Below are 16,977 nucleotides of genomic sequence, written 5' to 3' on the forward strand. Positions count from 1 at the left end.
GAGTTCCTGCAAAAGCCGGGAGACGAGCATCGGTTTCTCGAAGACGTAATCTTTCCCTTCCCAGTTGACGTACATGGGTAATTTCTTAGCACAACGACGGGGTGATGTCAAAAAGCCCGGGATGGTCTCACACCGCTGATGGGCACATAGCAGCTTGTCAGCTGCTTGACCCGACAACAATGTACGTCTTCGTCCCGTTGATTCCGTGGATATCGTGCTTATATTTTAGACAAGATTTTTGGATGTCACTTTTTGACGCAGACTGTAAAGGTAGTATCCGGCCCGTGATGCGGGCCGGACGGGTAGACATATCATCCTACGAGGTGAATACATGAACTGGGAAAAATTGACCATCAAGGCCCAGGAAGCCATTCAGGAGGCTCAGAAGAAGGCTGAATCGCTGGGTCAGCAGAGCATCGAGAATGAACACCTGCTCTTTGCCCTTGTCTCACAGAAGGACGGGATCATACGGCCCATACTCGATAAGCTCGGGGCTAAGTACGACATAATCGCCCGCGATCTGGAGCGGGAACTCGCGAAGATACCCCGTGTCGAAGGCGCGAGTCAGACCTACATCTCGTCGCGCTTCAAGCAAACCCTCGACACGGCGTTCACCGAGGCCGAAAGGCTCAAGGACGAGTTCGTGAGCACCGAACATCTCCTCATCGGCATAGCCGACGGAAAAGATGGACCGGCGGCGGGGACCCTGAAGATATACGGCGTAACAAAGGACAGCATCTACACCGTCCTCAAGGACTTAAGGGGTACCCAGCGCGTGACCGACCAGGCCCCGGAGGAAAAATATCAGGCCCTCCAGCGCTACTGCCGCGACTTGACGGAAGAGGCACGCAAGGGCAAACTTGATCCCGTCATCGGCCGAGATGAGGAGGTCCGCAGGGTCATGCAGGTCCTTTCGCGCAGGACCAAGAACAACCCTGTCATCATAGGCGAGCCCGGCGTGGGCAAAACGGCCATCGCGGAAGGTCTCGCTCAACGCATCATATCGGGCGACATCCCGGAGACACTCAAGAACAAGCGCGTCCTTTCCCTCGACCTGGGGTCGCTGCTGGCGGGAGCGAAATACCGCGGCGAGTTCGAGGACAGGCTGAAGGCTGTCCTCAAGGAGATCGACGAGGCGGCGGGAACGGTCATTCTCTTCATCGATGAACTGCACACCATCGTCGGCGCCGGCGGAGCCCAGGGCTCCGTCGATGCGTCCAACATGCTCAAGCCGGCACTGGCGCGGGGAGAACTGCGCTGCATCGGGGCCACAACGCTCGACGAATACCGCAAATATATAGAAAAGGATGCCGCCCTCGAGAGACGTTTCCAGCCCATCTACGTCGGGGAACCTTCCGTGGAGGAGACGATCGCCATCCTGCGCGGCCTCAAGGAAAGATACGAACTCCACCACGGTGTGCGCATCAAGGACCCGGCACTCATTGCGGCGGCAACGCTCTCGCACCGCTATATCACCGACCGGTTCCTCCCGGACAAGGCAATCGACCTCATTGATGAGGCCTCATCGAGGCTCCGCATGGAAATAGACAGCGTCCCCACGGAGATCGACGAGATCGAACGGAAAATGACCCAGTCCCAGATCGAGATAGAGGCGCTGAAGAAGGAAAAGGACGAGGCATCAAAAGAGCGCAGCAAAAAGCTTCAGGATGAACTTGCGGGTCAGAAAAATGAAGTGGAAGGGAAGCGCAGGCACTGGGAACAGGAAAAGGCCCTCATCACAGGCATTTCCGAGACAAAGGAAAAGATAGACCAGGCACGAACACAGGCGGACGACCTCGAGCGCAAGGGCGATTTCGGAAAGGTCGCGGAGATACGCTATGGCACCATATCCACTCTGGAGCAGGAATTGAAACAGAGGAACGACGACCTTGCCGCCCTCCAGAAGGGCAAGAAAATGCTCAAGGAGGAGGTCGATGAGGAAGACATAGCCCGGGTCGTTTCCAAGTGGACGGGCATCCCCGTTTCCAAAATGCTCGAGGGAGAGATGGATAAGCTCGTGCACATGGAAGAAAACATCCATCGGCGTGTCATCGGGCAGGATGAGGCCATCGGCGCCGTCGCGAACACCATCCGGCGCGCGCGGGCAGGTCTCCAGGATCCCAACCGGCCGCTGGGGTCATTTCTTTTCCTCGGCCCCACGGGCGTGGGCAAGACCGAGCTGGCCCGGGCGCTGGCCGAATTCCTCTTCGACGACGAGCAGGCCATCGTCCGCATCGACATGAGTGAATTCATGGAAAAGCATTCCGTGTCCCGTCTCATCGGGGCCCCGCCGGGATACGTGGGATACGAGGAAGGCGGCTACCTCACCGAGGCGGTCCGCAGGCGCCCCTATTCCATCATCCTCCTCGACGAGGTGGAGAAGGCCCACCCCGAGGTCTTTAACGTACTCCTCCAGGTCCTCGATGACGGCCGCCTCACCGACGGCCAGGGACGCACGGTGGATTTCAAGAACTCCGTCATCATCATGACATCCAACATCGGCAGCCAGTGGATAACGGACCTCACAGACAGAGACTACGACGAGATGAAGGATCGCGTCAGCGAGGCGGTGAAGGCCCACTTCAAACCGGAGTTCGTCAACCGCATCGACGATATCATCATCTTCAGGAGCCTGTCCGCTGAGAATATAAAAGAGATCGTGAAACTCCAGCTCGACATCATGGCAAAACGGGCCCTGGAACGCAATATCGAGCTCGTCTTCACCGACAAGCTCAGGGAAATGATCTCCACAGAGGGCTACGATCCGGCCTACGGCGCACGACCACTGAAGCGCCTTATCCAGAAAAAGATCCAGGACGCTCTTGCGCTCCTGATCCTCAAGGGTGAGGTCGGGGAGGGAAACAGCGTAAAGGTCGATGTGGACGGAAAAGGCAGCGTGGTCTTCAGGAAATAGGCTGCATACACGGGGCCGGGGTTGCAGAACCGAAAACCTCGGCCCTCCCCCCCAAAGTTTGTCTTGACTTCTTTTCCATATAGCTGATATAAAAGGATTGCTGTAGGCGCTTAGCTCAGTGGGAGAGCGCTACCTTGACGCGGTAGAGGTCAGGGGTTCAATACCCCTAGCGCCTACCATTTTTCTGTCTTCTCACATCTCATTATCAATAGTTGGTGTGAATGCCCGCAAACATCATTCCGCTTATTTCTAGCACAACTCTAAGGAGGAAGGTTCTTATGGTGTCCAGGAAGGGGTTCGTGCTGTCAACTATTTTTGTCGTCGCTTTTTTGACGCTCCTTACGGTCCCGCTTTACGCTCAGCGCACCGGACCTCGCGGTGCCCCAAAGATGGTCAAACAGACGGCGGGGAACACACGGAACGTAACATTCGTTAACAACTGCAAGGTGGACGTCTGGTGGGCGGTCATAACGAGCGACAAAGGCAAGGATTGTGGAAGCGGCTTCTTCGCCATGCCCGGCAACGGCGGCGAAAAGCTGGCCAAGCAGGGCGGCCGTCAGACCATCACCGTCAATCTCGAAAAGGGATGCGGCAACAACATGGTTTGGAGCGGCAATTTTTATCCCCGCACCGGCTGCGATTTCAAGAACAGCACCGTCGGGCTCTGCGAAACCGGTGGATGCGGCGACCAGCTGCACTGCAAGTCCGGCGTCGGCGGAACCCCTCCCAAGGCTCTCGCAGAATTCCGTTTCGACCAGAATGGCAACGATTTCTATGACCTGAGTCTTGTCGATGGCTTCAACCTTCCGATACGGATAAAACCGACCGCCATCATCAGAAACCCCCGGTCCGACAAATATGGCTGCGGCGCATCGGCATGTACCTTTAACTTTGCGCAGGAAAACAGTGTGAAGGACGAAACCCACTGTCTCAACGACCTGAAGGTCCGCGACGCGAAAGGCACCCTCGTGGGCTGCACCAGTGCCTGCCAGGCCTTTGACGCGGGTCATGCGGACAGAATGGCCAATTCGAAGTACTGCTGCACGGGAAGCTATTTCGGCCCCGTGAACCGCTCCGATGCCGGCAACTGCAAGTCCACGACCTATTCGGACTTCTTCAAGAGGAAATGTCCCGACGCATACGCATGGCCGCAGGATGACAACAACAGCACCTTTTCATGCGTAGCCACCGCATATGAGGTCACTTTCTGTCCATAGGGAAACAGGTGCTTTTTCTTTTTGGCATTGCATGATCACCAGGAAGCCGAGATCGACGCCTTGATACCGGCTTCCTGATCTTAATCGGGGAATATCACGTGGGAACAAACCGCCCATTTTTCATGATCCTTGCAGGGTTCCTGCTGATTTCACAGGCACTCTGCCAGGCAAGCGCCCAGGCAGGGCCGATGATGCCGCCCACCATAATTCCTCTCCCGCAGTCTTCCGGCACGGGCGCGGCCGCAGCGCCGTCACAGACGTCCGGTGAGGCAGGAACGACACCGGACCCTGCAAGACCGTCCCTAAGCATAGGGAGTGGCGGAGAGGCTGGCACAGCCGGCACCGGCACGTCCGAGCCGCCACTGCGGCCGGAGGCGAGTCCCCTCGATTTCAGGCTCAGCCCCGACGGTACCGTTGCCACCATACTTTTCGACAGGGAGAGCGCGGAGGCAATGCGCAATCTCATCTCGCAGCTTGAACAGACGGGTGCCCTCGGCAAGGTCCGGGGCATCGTCTATTCCGCCGCCGGCTTCACTCCCATGCTCATTCTCATGGGAGAAAAGGAGGAACTGCATCAGAAGCTGCTCCTCTTGAAGCGATTCATACCCGATCAGACCCAGTCGCACATGATCGTCATATCCGCCAGTCTCCGCGAGCTGAGCGACGACGACGCGATGAACATAGGGCTTACCCTGAGCCCGGACATCATAGGGGCGACGATCTCGACCTCTGCCGGGATGCTCCTTCAGTCGTCCCAGCCGTCCCAGTACTCGGTCTCGGGCTCTGCGGACCTCAACTCCGTCTCTTTCGCGAAGATCGCCCAGCTCAACCAGGCCCTTGACAGGAGCAAGGTACTCGTCTCCAGCGAGGTCTACACCCGCAACGGCACCAAGGCCCTCCTGACCAACATCCAGCAGGTTCCCATCTTCAGCACCGACTTCAACAACAACGTCATGACATCCTATCAGCAGCTCGAGACCAGCGTGGATGTCATTCCCACCATGATCGATTACAGGAAAGAGAAGCCCCAGGAAAGCCAGGTCCGCGTCGACGTGCTCGTTAAGATCAGCGTCGTGACGGCAAATCACACCTACAATGCGACGACAACGGCGCCGGAGTATACGACGAAGACATTCGCCACCACCAGGGTCCTCAAGGCGAACAACGCGCGATACGTCGTAGGCACCTTCGTGAACGACGCCGAGTACAGGGAACAGGTCGGCTTTCCTTTTCTGTCAAAGATCCCTATCATCAAGTACCTTTTCTCCCGCGACGGGAAACGGATGGTGCGCAACGTCGCCATCCTCACCCTCGCCGTCAGGCTCATTCCGATGCAGGTCAAGGACCTGACGATCGACAGCGAGCACATCAATCCTCTTGAAGAACTCTACAAGAGAAAGGGCAGCCTGAAAGACGCCCAATAGGAACAAGGCGATTTCAGGTTTCACGAGGGTAGCCTGAAGGGTGCGAAAGGCGGGGGGGGTGCCAGCGCTGTTTGGTTTATCTGCGGCACTTTTTATCTACTAAATAGATCTTTAATGTTTAACATAGCTCGCATTGCACCTATTTAAAGGCTTTCCCCTCACCGATCCGCTTCTGTCCCCTGATCCCTTTCCCCTGCCCATGCCTCCGCCCTGTTGTCCCAAGTCTCCTGTCTCATCATTTTTCCTCATCATTTTTAACTATAAGAATTGACAAGAGAAACACAAAAATGGTAATAATATCTTTCTGTTCAGACAATGTTGCTCAGGTCTGGTGTAAAAGGAAGAGGATAACCAAAGGATAGCAAAATGGACGAAAACCTCGACATAATACGTCACAGCGCGTCTCACCTTATGGCACAGGCGGTCAGGGATCTGTATCCCGGGGTCAGAGTTGCCATCGGCCCTTCCATAGAAACAGGATTCTATTATGATTTCGACTACGAGCCGGGCTTCACGGACGAGGATCTCGCAAAGATAGAAAACCGCATGCACGAGATCGCGGCCATGAACATCCCTATTGAGCGCAAGATCATCAAGCGGCAGGATGCCATAGCCATGTTCTCTGAAATGGGCGAGCCATACAAGGTGGAGCTTCTCGAAGCAATCGCAGACGACGAGGTCAGCATATATACTCAGGGTCCCTTCACCGACCTCTGCCGGGGACCTCATCTTGAGTCCACCGGCAGGATCAAGGCCTTCAAGCTCTTGAGCCTTGCAGGCGCATACTGGCGGGGCGACGAGCATAACAAGATGCTGACCCGCATCTACGGCACCGCCTTCGCCGACCGGAAAGCACTCAAGGAGCACCTGAATTTCCTCGAAGAGGTCAAAAAACGGGATCACAGAAGGATAGGGAAGGATCTTGACCTTTTCAGCATATCCGACGAGGTCGGAGCGGGACTCGTCATCTATCACCCCAAGGGCGCCCTTCTTCGCTGGTTCCTCGAGGATTTCGAACGCAGGGAGCACCTCAAGAGAGGCTACCAGTTCGTCGTCGGACCCCACATTCTGAAACTCGACATGTGGAAAAAGTCCGGCCATTTCGAGAACTACCGTGAAAACATGTACTTCACAAAAGTCGATGAGGTGGAATACGGCATCAAGCCCATGAATTGCCTCTCCCATATCATGGTCTATAAATCGCAGGTACGAAGCTATCGTGAGCTGCCGCTCAGATATTTTGAACTCGGTACTGTCTGCCGTCATGAAAAATCAGGTGTCCTTCACGGGCTTATGAGGGTCAGGGAATTCACCCAGGACGATGCCCATATCTTCCTTCGCCCCGACCAGCTCCACGAGGAGATCCTGGCGATCATCCGGTTCGTGCAGGATGTCATGGCCATCTTCGGTTTTCAGTTCGAGATGGAGATCAGTACCAGGCCGTCCAAATCAATCGGCAGCGATGAGGATTGGGAAAGGGCCGAAGGGGCGCTCAAGGAAGTCCTCGACAGCGAGGGCCTGCCCTACGACCTCAACGAGGGTGATGGTGCCTTCTACGGTCCCAAGATCGACATTAAGCTCAAGGACGCCCTGGGAAGAAAGTGGCAGTGTGCCACGATCCAGTGCGATTTTGCCCTTCCCGAACGTTTCGACCTCCATTATACCGATTCCGACGGCCTCAGGAAGCGGCCCGTCATGCTCCACCGGGTCATCCTCGGCGCCCTGGAGAGGTTCATGGGTGTTCTCATAGAGCACTACGGAGGCAAGTTCCCGGTGTGGCTCGCTCCTGTCCAGGTCGTAGTCATGAGCATCACCGACGAGCAGGCCCCCTACGTGAAAAATATAGCGGATACGCTCGCCCGCGAGGGTGTCCGGGTTGAAAAGGACCTGAGGAACGAAAAACTAAGTTTAAAAATCCGCGAAAGTGTGGTAAAGAAAATCCCCTATATGGTCATTGCGGGCAAGAAGGAAATGGAGAGTAATACTCTCACCGTCCGGGTTCGCGACGGCGGTGAGCTAAAAGATATCGGGCTTGAGGATTTTGTTGGCCGGGTAAAGGATGAAAATATAACCAGGAGGTGAGCCTCATAGCGGGAAAAGACTTCAAGGACATCAGTGTCAACGAAAAGATCCGGGTTCGCGAGGTACGACTCATAGACGAAAACGGGGAACAGCTAGGCATCGTTCCAACCATAGATGCCTTAAGAATGGCCAAAGAACGTGAGCTTGATCTTGTGGAGGTGTCGGGAAAATCCGCACCGCCGGTCTGCAAGATCATGGATTACGGCAAGTACAAGTATCAGCTGGCAAAAAAGGCCCAGGAAGCAAACAAGAAACAGAGCGTGATCCAGATCAAGGAGATGAAGCTGGGACTCAAGATCGAGGAACACGACTTCCAGTTCAAGATGAAGCATCTGAGAGACTTTCTGGAAGAGGGCCATAAGTTGAAAATCATCATCATGTTCAGAGGAAGGGAGATACTCCACATCGACATGGGTGAAAAGCTGGCACAAAAAGTGATCGAATCACTGAAAGACGTAGGGGAATTGGAACAGAAATCCAGATTTGACGGCAGAAATATTGTAATGATTTTTGCCCCCCTGTAATACCAAGGAGGTTCAAATGCCGAAGATAAAGACCCATCGGGGGCTGGCGAAGCGCGTGAAAGTAACGGCCGGCGGTAAGATCAAGCGCGGCAAGGCCTTTCACAGTCACCTTCTTTCTTCGAAAACACCGAAGATGAAGAGACGGCTTTCAAAGGCGGACACGATCCATCCCGCCGATGCAAAGAGAATCAAGTCATTAATACCCTATTTATAGAAAAGGTAGAGAGAGGTACAGTACCATGCCAAGGGCAAAACGAGGATTCAAGGCGAGACAAAGAAGAAAGAAGATATTCAAGCTTGCGAGAGGCATGACGCAGCGCAGGAAAAACGTGTACAGCGTCGCGAAAAGAAGCGTCTTCAAGGCCCTCAAATACGCATACATCGGGCGAAAAGAGCGCAAACGGGATTTCAGGTCCCTCTGGATTGTTCGCATCAATGCAGCCTGCCGTTCCTATGGCATACCGTACAACCGCTTCATCAACGGGTTGAAGGTCGCCAACATCGCCCTTAACCGGAAATCACTCGCCGACATGGCCGTCAACGATCCTGCGGGATTTGAGCAAGTCGTGGCGAAGGTCAAGGCAGTGGTCACGCAATAGGGTGACGATTGGACATAAGCGGACTGAGAGAAAAGATCGAAAGTGAAATATCCCGTATTGGGAACATTGAGGATCTCAAGCGGGTCAAGGTGTCGCTTCTCGGCAGGAAGGGGGTCTTTGCCGACCATATCGACAAACTCAAGACCCTCGACAAAGACCAGCGACGCGACGCAGGCAAGGCGATCAACGAGATCAAATCGTGGGCGGACCTGAAGGTCAGCGAACTCGAGAAGCACTTTGAAGAAATAGAGAAGCACAAGAGGGAGCAGGCCTCGCTCATCGATATCACCATGCCGGGCACAACCCCGCTTTTCGGTAAGAAGCATCCCATCACCCTGACGCTGGAAGAGATCATAAGGATCTTCGGCTCCCTCGGTTTCGCGGTTGCGGAAGGCCCCGACATAGAGGCGGAATATTATAATTTCGAGGCCCTCAACATCCCGTCGGACCATCCCGCGAGGGACATGCAGGATACTTTCTATATACGGCCCGGCGTCGTCTTGAGAACCCATACCTCTCCGGTGCAAATACGAACCATGGAGACGCAGCTCCCGCCCGTGAAGATCATCGCGCCGGGGTCGGTCTACCGCTGCGACAACGACATCTCCCACACGCCTATGTTCCACCAGGTCGAAGGGCTGATGGTCGACAAGAATGTGCGTTTCTCGGACCTGAAAGGGATTCTCAGCATATTCATCCACGAGATGTTCGGCCCCGACATCCCCTTAAGGTTCCGTCCCAGCTATTTTCCCTTTACCGAGCCTTCGGCTGAGGTCGACATCGGCTGCGTGATATGCCGCGGTGCGGGCTGCAGGGTCTGCAAGGACACGGGCTGGCTGGAGATTCTCGGTTCCGGAATGGTACATCCCCAGGTCTTCCGTAATGTCGGATATGATCAGGAAGAGATCACCGGTTTTGCCTTCGGCATGGGTGTTGAGCGCATCGCCATGATCAGGTACGGCATCGACGACATTCGTCAGTTTTACTATAACGACATCAGGTTTCTTTCGCAGTTCTGAGGTGAGATTAATTGAGAGTACCCATCGAGTGGCTGAACGAATTCGTTGTCATTGATATAGAACCCGAGGAGCTCGCGAAACGCCTTACCATGCGGGGGCTGGAAGTGGAAGGCGTCGAAAGGCTCACGCCCCGCTTTACCGGGGTCGTGGCGGCAACCATCACCAGGATCGATGACCATCCCAACGCCGATAACCTTTCCGTCTGCTCCGTCAACACGGGCACGGAAGAGCTGATAGTGGTATGCGGCGCACCGAACATTTCCGTTAATGACAGGGTTCCGCTCGCTACCGTAGGCGCCGCTCTGGACAAGGATCTTGTTGTTGGCAAGCGAAAGGTGCGCGGAATCGAATCCCTGGGGATGCTCTGTTCCGAAAAGGAACTGGGCCTTTCCGATGACCATGGCGGCATCTTCATCCTGCCTGATGATATCAGCCCCGGAAGCATCCTTGCCGATCTCCCCATTTCCTGCGACACCATACTGGACATAAGCGTCCCGCCGAACCGCGGCGATTGTCTGAGTGTTCTCGGCATAGCAAGGGAAGTGGCCAGCATATTGCGGCAAAAGGCGAAGCTCCCCAACTTTGAACTCGAGGCGGGCACGGACAGCAGTGTGGAAGACGAGATCGCCCTGCGCATAGGCGACACCACAGCATGTCCCCGCTATGTTCTCAAACTCATTAAGGGAATAACCATCGCACCCTCCCCCTTCTGGATGAGGCGAAGGATCACCCGATGCGGTATGAGGCCCATTAACAACATAGTCGACGTCACCAACTATGTCATGCTCGAACTGGGCCAGCCGCTCCACGCCTTCGACCATGAACGTCTTACCGAGTCGAGGATCGAGGTGAAGGTCGCCGATGGACCATCCTCCTTCCGTACCCTGGACAGCGTCGACCGGCCTGTGGAAGCAGGCGACATACTCATCTGTGACGGATCGGGGCCCGTGGCTATAGCCGGTATTATGGGCGGCGAGAACTCCGAGATCACGGGCACAACACGCAATATGGCCCTCGAGAGCGCCTACTTCAATCCTTTTTCCATCCGGGCAACGGCCAGAAGGCTGGGGATCAGGTCCGAGGCATCCCTCAGGTTTGAAAAGGGTATCGATATCGACAACGTCGGATATGCGGCTGAGAGGGCAATGTACCTCATGCATGAACTGGCGGGCGGCACCGTGGTGAAAGGCCGGCGGGAGATCTTTGAAAAGATCGAGCCTCGGACGATCTATATCACGTACAGCAACACCAACGGTCTCCTGGGAACCCATATCAGCCGGGACGCCATCACGCGGGCGTTGAGGTCCATCGACCTGCACATCATGAAAGAGAATGAGAACGGCTTCATCATATCCGTGCCCAACTTCAGGCACGACATCAGCGAAGCGGCCGATGTCATCGAAGAGATATCACGGGTCCATGGATTCGAGCACATCCCTGACACGAGTCCCGTGGCGGTCCTCAAACCCCAGATGATCACCCGGAAGGAACTCTTTGTGAAGATGCTGAAGGAGTATTCTCAGGGGACGGGTTTCTACGAGATCATCAATTTCTCCTTCTTCTCCACAAAGGACATCGAGAACTTCCTCATCCGCGAGGACGACGAGCGCAGCAGGTACGTATCCATCATGAACCCCATTTCCCGGGATTGGGGGGTCATGAGGACCATGATGACGCCCTCCGTTCTCAGGTGCATGGCCTACAACCTCAACAGGGGCACAAAGAATCTCAGGTTCTTCGAGAAGGGCAAGGTCTTCTTTCAGGAAGACGAGCGGATCCGAGAGCACACCGCCATCTGTTTCGCCATAACGGGCAGGCAGAAGGAGTATTCGTGGAAGGAACAGTACACCGATTATGACTTTTTCGACATCAAAGGCGTAATAGAAGGCTTGATGGAGAGGCTTGGGGTGAGCTTCCAGACCGCTCCAACCACAGAGCCTTTTCTGGATCGCGGCCGCAGCGCCGACATCATGATCGACGGCGTCAAGGCGGGGTGGGCCGGAGCTATCGGAGACGATATTCTCAGGCTCTACGAGATCGAACAAACTATTTATTGCGCTGAGTTACGATTTGATATAATCTTAGAAAAAGGGAACTTGACACTTCAGTACAAGCCGATACCCCGTTATCCACAGGTAACAAGGGATTTTTCGTTCTTCGTGGATGACAGGGTGCCAATAGCTACGCTTGTTGAGAAGATCAAGGACATCTCACCCCTTATCGTTTCCGTGGGGATATTTGATATGTTCCGGAAGGAGATGCGGAGTGTATCGATTCGAGTGGTATTCCAATCATATGAGGATACTCTTACTGATGAACGTGTCAATGCCTTGCAGGAAACAATCATCGGCAAGCTGACCAATATTGACGGAATTTCGTTAAGGGCATAAGGAGGAGGTATGACGAAAATTGATATTGTAACCGATCTTTACGAAAAGCTCGGATTCTCTAAACGGGAGTGCGCGCATATCGTGGATCGGTTTTTCGAGATCATAAAAGACACTCTCGCTACAGATGAGAACGTAAAGATTTCGGGTTTCGGCAACTTCTTCGTCAGAAAAAAGAAGGCTCGCCGCGGACGGAACCCGCAGACCGGTGAAGAGATCAAAATAACGGAGCGCAAGGTGCTGAGCTTCAGGCTGAGCCAGGTGCTGAAGGACGAAATCAACGACAGCAGAAGGCAGGAATGAACGGAAGAGAAATACCCGACAGGGTCTTTTACCGTATCAAGGAAGTCTGCACATTAACAGGGCTGAAGCCTCACGTCCTTCGCTACTGGGAACAGGAATTCAAGGACATCAAGCCCGTCAAGAGTCCTACCGGACAGAGGCTATACAAAAAGAAAGATCTCGAGATCATCTTCACCATTAAGAAACTGCTTCACGAGAAAAGATTTACCATCGACGGTGCAAAACAATATCTCGCAAATCACAAACGTGTACTGAATGAAATTCGGGAAGAACTTACTGAGCTTGTGGCAATGCTAAAACAAGAGGAGAAAGAAAGGAAATGAGAAACATAATCATCATCACAGCGCTTCTGGCTTTTTCTCTGTGCTCATGCACACCCGGCCCGACCTATGTCGCCAAAGACGAAACGGACAGCGTCAAAAGGGCTTATAACGAAAAGCACGTACAGGCCGTTTTTGACAAGAACGCCGCCCTGTTCAAGGATATCTATGCCCGGTACAGCTCGCATAACGTGGGCATCTATCAGGAAGGCATCGGTGTTACCACCCTTGAGGACTTCGACAGCCAAAAACTGCATTATCTCATGGTTTATGTAAGACCGAAAGAGGCTTCCTTCGACGTTAACACGACGAAACCCGATGAACGTATCGCCAGGGTGATCCGGGATTTCGTGCCAAAACACATAAAGACGGTCAAGAGCAGCGACCTCGACGGCGATGACATCGAAGGCCTTGCATTCGGCATCTACTGGGCAGTCAGAGACCATTCCCAGTGCGACACATACGGGGGCCATATCGAATATGTATACATCTTCTTCCCCGAAAGCGCCGCACAGGCATATCTCCAGGGCAAGATGAGTCTTGCCGAGGCCATCGACCAGTCCGAGGTCATGGCATGCACCGATCTGCAACCGGCAAGGAGCATACGGCCTGTTTTTTAGGAGAAGACTGGAACGAACAAAGCCGCAGGTTGCCCTGCGGCTTTTTTTTGCCCGGACGGGCACAGGGACCTGCGGGCATACGGGACAAAGACTAATGTTGGGCCCAGTTTGGTTCTTAGAATCCTTTCTCGATTATGTTGACAATATTCATTTCGGGGAAAGGTGATGGAATAAAGGAAAGGATGAAAACAGCCAGAACGATGAGCGCGATCTTCTTTCTTGCTCCATCAAGCCTGGTTTCATCGTCAAAAGGCCTGGGGTGGCGCATGCCAAAGATGATAAGGAGAATGACAAGAGTAAGCCATCCGATATTCGCAAGGGCCGCCAGCACACCCAGGCCCAGGATGACAGCCCGGTAGACCCACCTGCTCTTTTCACCGAAGATGGCATATATCACGTGGCCTCCGTCAAGCTGCCCAACGGGCAAAAGATTGAGGGATGTAATGAAAAGCCCTACCCAGCCGGCATATGCGAAAGGATGCAGAACGAGGTCGTGCCCCTCTGGGATATCGCCGACAAGCAACGACTGGAGCACCCTGAACAGAAGGGGGTCTCCGAGCTGCATGTAACTCGCGCCCGGTATCCCGGCAACAGGCATCACGGTCGACATCTTTATGCCGGCGACGATGAAAGGCAGGGCCACCACGAAACCGCAGAGAGGACCGGCGACGCCCACATCGAAGAGCGCGTTCCTGTTGATGATCACCCCTTTCATCTTTATCAGGGCACCGAAGGTCCCAAAGGGGGGCAGGGGCAAGGGTATGAAATAGGGAAGCGTGCTTGGAATGCCGTAATGCCTGCTCATAAAATAATGACCAAGCTCGTGGCACAGGAGGATTGTCATAATGGCAAAACTGTACAGAAAGCCGCCGACGAGTATCGTCGATGCTATTGTCATCAGGAAAAGGAGGATGTGCAGAAAGACCATCGGAGGTCTAGACCTTCAGAAGCCCGTACTCCATGAGCGTGCGGTCATGTTTTGTCCCCGTCTTGATCTTCACGTCAAGAGAGCTCAGGAATTCATAAAACTCGACAAGACTCCCTCGGGAGATCTTTCGTGATGTACCAGAGAGTTTAAAGGCGTAATAGGGATGCTGAAAGGGCAGGTAACGCTTTTTACCTGATGTCTCGACGCCCGTTCTCTCCTTCCACCGCTTGAATACGGCGGCAAAGGCCGGATACGCGCGTGCATCAGCAACAAAAGGTTCGAGGTCCTTTGCCTGCATCAGAAGACGCATCTGGTTCACCAGATAGCTGTGTATCGCAAGAATGTGCTGACCGTTCTCCACGAGGGTCTCGAAGATATCGAGGATATCCTTCTTGTCCATCCGTGAGAAGGCATCAAAAAGGGCCATGAGGCTCTCCTCATGCGTCTCGGTGACGACGGCGTTGATGTCCCGCGAATCGATGGTTGTCTTGTCACCCACATATCCTATCAGCTTCAAGACTTCCTGGTCCAGTATGGATTCATCCCTTATCCTCGATGTCAAAAGGGCAAACGCCTTGTCGGTCATTTTCTTGCCATTGCGTTTGAGGGCAGTGCGGACCCTTTCCTTGATCCTCTTGTCCCTGTCCTTTTCAAGAACGACTTCTTGTCCTCCCAGGGCCTCACGCACATCCTTCGCTTCCGTCGTGAGATAGACAATGACTCCGGCTCTATCCTTCAAAGCATCCAGATGGGTCCTTAATGCCGCAGCATCCGCCAGTGACGGATCTACGATGGCGATCACCATGTTGTCGGCAAGAAAAAGGTTGGATGCACTCTCTATGACGACCTGCCTCATGTCCTTCCCCTGGGCGATGACAAGCCCGGGGTGCTCGTGGTAGCGGCGCGAAAGAAGGTGAATATCTTCAATAATGTTCTCCTTTGACCCGACGGCTACAAGCAGTTCTTTCATGAGAGGTAGGATAACATCAGGGGAGAAGGTTTTCAACAAGAAGAGGAGGAACACCGGAACGATGGATCATGGACTGTCCGACGAAACCCCGGGACCTGCATCCTGAACCCCGTGCCCCTTCCCTTGTCTTTCATGCTTCTTCTTCAAAAACTCAAGGCCTGTCATGGGATAGAGTGCATAGATGAGGATGTCGCCCATGTCTTTCGACAGGCCCTTAACGGCCTCGATAGCCGCGGGAAGTTCGGGCTCCAGGATATCGCCAGGGCGCACGTCGATGGACACCGCCCCGCGGGGATAGCCCTTCAGCGCCTTTGCCTTCACCTCTTCGTTCACCGGGGCAGGCGGTCTGCCGTAAAGGCCGTAGAAATAGTCCTTCACCTCATTGGAGATCATTTTGTAACGGCCCGCGATAACGTTGAAGACAGCCTGAACGCCGACGATCTGGCTTGTCGGCGTAACCAGCGGAGGAAAGCCCATGTCCTCTCTCGTCCTCGGTATCTCATGGTAGACCTCCAGAAGCCTCCCGAGGGCCTTTGCCTGGCTCAACTGGCTCATGAGGTTCGATATCATGCCGCCCGGGATCTGGTGCATGATCACCCCAATATCTATAACAGCGAAGCGCGTGCGGTCGGAAAAGGACAGAAGCTTTTCGGGGATGATCTCTTCAAGGTAACGGTCTATCTCGGACATCTTCTCCAGGTCCAGCCCGGGATCGTGGGGGGTTCCCTTCAACGCGACAACAAAAGGCTCCGAGGCTGAATGGGAGGAACGCAGGGCAAATGGCGCAAGGCAGGTGTCTATGCCGTCGGCGCCGGCTTCTATTGCCTTGAGAAGCGACATCGAGGCCATTCCGCTGGTATAGTGCGTGTGCAGGTGGACGGGGATCGAAATGCTCTCCTTCAGCCGCGCTACGAGGTCGTACGCATCGTAGGGCGAGATGATCCCGGCCATGTCCTTGATACACAGCGAATCGGCCCCCATATCCTCGATCTTCCTGGCCTTATCGACAAAGTATTCGATATTGAATATGGGGCCTCCAAGCCTTTCCTCCGTCAAAGAATATGATATGGACCCCTGGATGTGCCTGCCGCGGCTCTTGATCGCCCTGAATGGGGCAATGAAATTGCGTTCGTCGTTGAGCGCATCGAAGACACGGAATATGTCTATCCCCACGTCACAGCACTTTCCGATGAAGGCCTCAACTACATCGTCGGCATAATTCCTGTACCCCACGAGGTTCTGCCCCCGAAGGAGCATCTGGAGCTTCGTATTGGGCATCTTCTCCTTGAGAAGCCTCACCCTCTCCCACGGGTCTTCGTCAAGAAAACGGGTCATCACGTCAAAGGTCGCCCCGCCCCAGACCTCCATCGAATGGAAACCAACGGAATCCATTTTTTCGGCAATGGGCAGCATATCTTCCGTTCTCATCCTGGTGGCAAAAAGAGACTGATGACCGTCCCTCAATGTGAGGTCCGTGACCTTCACCGGCTTCCTGTCCATAGCTTCAAACCCCCCTGATAAAGTTTGATTAGTATCATGACAACCTTGAAAAATCAATGGATATTTTCCGGCAAGTCTGGTATTTTAATGCCTACGGGATGTAGCTCAGCATGGTGTAGAGCGCTTGCTTCGGGAGCAAGAGGCCGCTGGTTCAAATCCAGTCATCCCGA

At 54.2% G+C, this 16,977-nt stretch carries 15 protein-coding genes and 2 tRNA genes; 14 read left to right on the plus strand and 3 right to left on the minus strand.

Annotated elements, in window-relative coordinates; translation table 11 throughout:
* Nucleotides 1-331 precede the first annotated feature (331 nt).
* The 13 genes from clpB to PHC90_11960 all read left to right on the plus strand — a co-directional run bounded on the left by clpB (nucleotide 332) and on the right by PHC90_11960 (nucleotide 13,409).
* Entirely contained in the window at nucleotides 332-2,914 is a 2,583-nt protein-coding gene (gene clpB / locus PHC90_11900; protein MDD3847048.1) for an ATP-dependent chaperone ClpB, read from the plus strand.
* Between the two features lie 104 nt (nucleotides 2,915-3,018).
* Nucleotides 3,019-3,093, plus strand: a tRNA-Val gene (locus PHC90_11905).
* Nucleotides 3,094-3,192: 99 nt separating this feature from the next.
* Nucleotides 3,193-4,131 carry a thaumatin family protein gene (locus PHC90_11910; protein ID MDD3847049.1) on the plus strand — a complete coding sequence of 313 codons (939 nt, stop codon included), beginning with the start codon at nucleotides 3,193-3,195 and terminating at the stop codon, nucleotides 4,129-4,131.
* 98 nt (nucleotides 4,132-4,229) lie between these two features.
* Nucleotides 4,230-5,555, plus strand: a complete 1,326-nt coding sequence (locus PHC90_11915; GenBank protein MDD3847050.1) for a hypothetical protein — start codon at nucleotides 4,230-4,232, stop codon at nucleotides 5,553-5,555.
* Nucleotides 5,556-5,921: 366 nt separating this feature from the next.
* Entirely contained in the window at nucleotides 5,922-7,637 is a 1,716-nt protein-coding gene (gene thrS, locus PHC90_11920; GenBank protein ID MDD3847051.1) for a threonine--tRNA ligase, read from the plus strand.
* Complete coding sequence (infC, locus tag PHC90_11925) at nucleotides 7,634-8,161, plus strand: translation initiation factor IF-3 (protein ID MDD3847052.1); 528 nt, start codon at nucleotides 7,634-7,636, stop codon at nucleotides 8,159-8,161. The genes thrS and infC overlap by 4 nt, the downstream gene beginning before the upstream one ends.
* A gap of 16 nt (nucleotides 8,162-8,177) precedes the next feature.
* Complete coding sequence (rpmI, locus tag PHC90_11930) at nucleotides 8,178-8,375, plus strand: 50S ribosomal protein L35 (protein ID MDD3847053.1); 198 nt, start codon at nucleotides 8,178-8,180, stop codon at nucleotides 8,373-8,375.
* A gap of 25 nt (nucleotides 8,376-8,400) precedes the next feature.
* Entirely contained in the window at nucleotides 8,401-8,760 is a 360-nt protein-coding gene (gene rplT, locus PHC90_11935; GenBank protein MDD3847054.1) for a 50S ribosomal protein L20, read from the plus strand.
* An 8-nt stretch (nucleotides 8,761-8,768) separates the two neighbouring features.
* Nucleotides 8,769-9,779, plus strand: a complete 1,011-nt coding sequence (gene pheS, locus PHC90_11940; protein ID MDD3847055.1) for a phenylalanine--tRNA ligase subunit alpha — start codon at nucleotides 8,769-8,771, stop codon at nucleotides 9,777-9,779.
* A gap of 11 nt (nucleotides 9,780-9,790) precedes the next feature.
* The gene (gene pheT, locus PHC90_11945) at nucleotides 9,791-12,169 is read left to right on the plus strand and encodes a phenylalanine--tRNA ligase subunit beta (protein MDD3847056.1); all 2,379 of its coding nucleotides are present in this window, start codon (nucleotides 9,791-9,793) and stop codon (nucleotides 12,167-12,169) included.
* Between the two features lie 9 nt (nucleotides 12,170-12,178).
* Nucleotides 12,179-12,469: an integration host factor subunit alpha gene (locus PHC90_11950; protein MDD3847057.1), complete on the plus strand. Its 291-nt coding sequence runs from the start codon at nucleotides 12,179-12,181 to the stop codon at nucleotides 12,467-12,469.
* A complete protein-coding gene (locus tag PHC90_11955) occupies nucleotides 12,466-12,792 on the plus strand; it encodes a MerR family transcriptional regulator (protein ID MDD3847058.1) in 327 nt (108 codons plus the stop codon). The genes PHC90_11950 and PHC90_11955 overlap by 4 nt, the downstream gene beginning before the upstream one ends.
* On the plus strand, nucleotides 12,789-13,409 hold the full coding sequence (locus PHC90_11960) for a hypothetical protein (protein MDD3847059.1): 621 nt from the start codon (nucleotides 12,789-12,791) through the stop codon (nucleotides 13,407-13,409). The genes PHC90_11955 and PHC90_11960 overlap by 4 nt, the downstream gene beginning before the upstream one ends.
* Before the next feature lie 115 nt (nucleotides 13,410-13,524).
* Here PHC90_11960 and PHC90_11965 read toward each other — a convergent pair whose 3' ends face one another.
* The 3 genes from PHC90_11965 to PHC90_11975 all read right to left on the minus strand — a co-directional run bounded on the left by PHC90_11965 (nucleotide 13,525) and on the right by PHC90_11975 (nucleotide 16,807).
* Entirely contained in the window at nucleotides 13,525-14,337 is an 813-nt protein-coding gene (locus PHC90_11965; protein ID MDD3847060.1) for a site-2 protease family protein, read from the minus strand.
* Nucleotides 14,338-14,344: 7 nt separating this feature from the next.
* Nucleotides 14,345-15,307: a hypothetical protein gene (locus PHC90_11970; protein ID MDD3847061.1), complete on the minus strand. Its 963-nt coding sequence runs from the start codon at nucleotides 15,305-15,307 to the stop codon at nucleotides 14,345-14,347.
* Between the two features lie 66 nt (nucleotides 15,308-15,373).
* A complete protein-coding gene (locus PHC90_11975; GenBank protein ID MDD3847062.1) occupies nucleotides 15,374-16,807 on the minus strand; it encodes a pyruvate carboxylase subunit B in 1,434 nt (477 codons plus the stop codon).
* Between the two features lie 94 nt (nucleotides 16,808-16,901).
* Here PHC90_11975 and PHC90_11980 point away from each other — a divergent pair.
* A tRNA-Pro gene (locus PHC90_11980) sits at nucleotides 16,902-16,977 on the plus strand.

This window comes from Syntrophorhabdaceae bacterium, from assembly GCA_028698615.1.
GTDB lineage: Bacteria > Desulfobacterota > Syntrophorhabdia > Syntrophorhabdales > Syntrophorhabdaceae > Delta-02.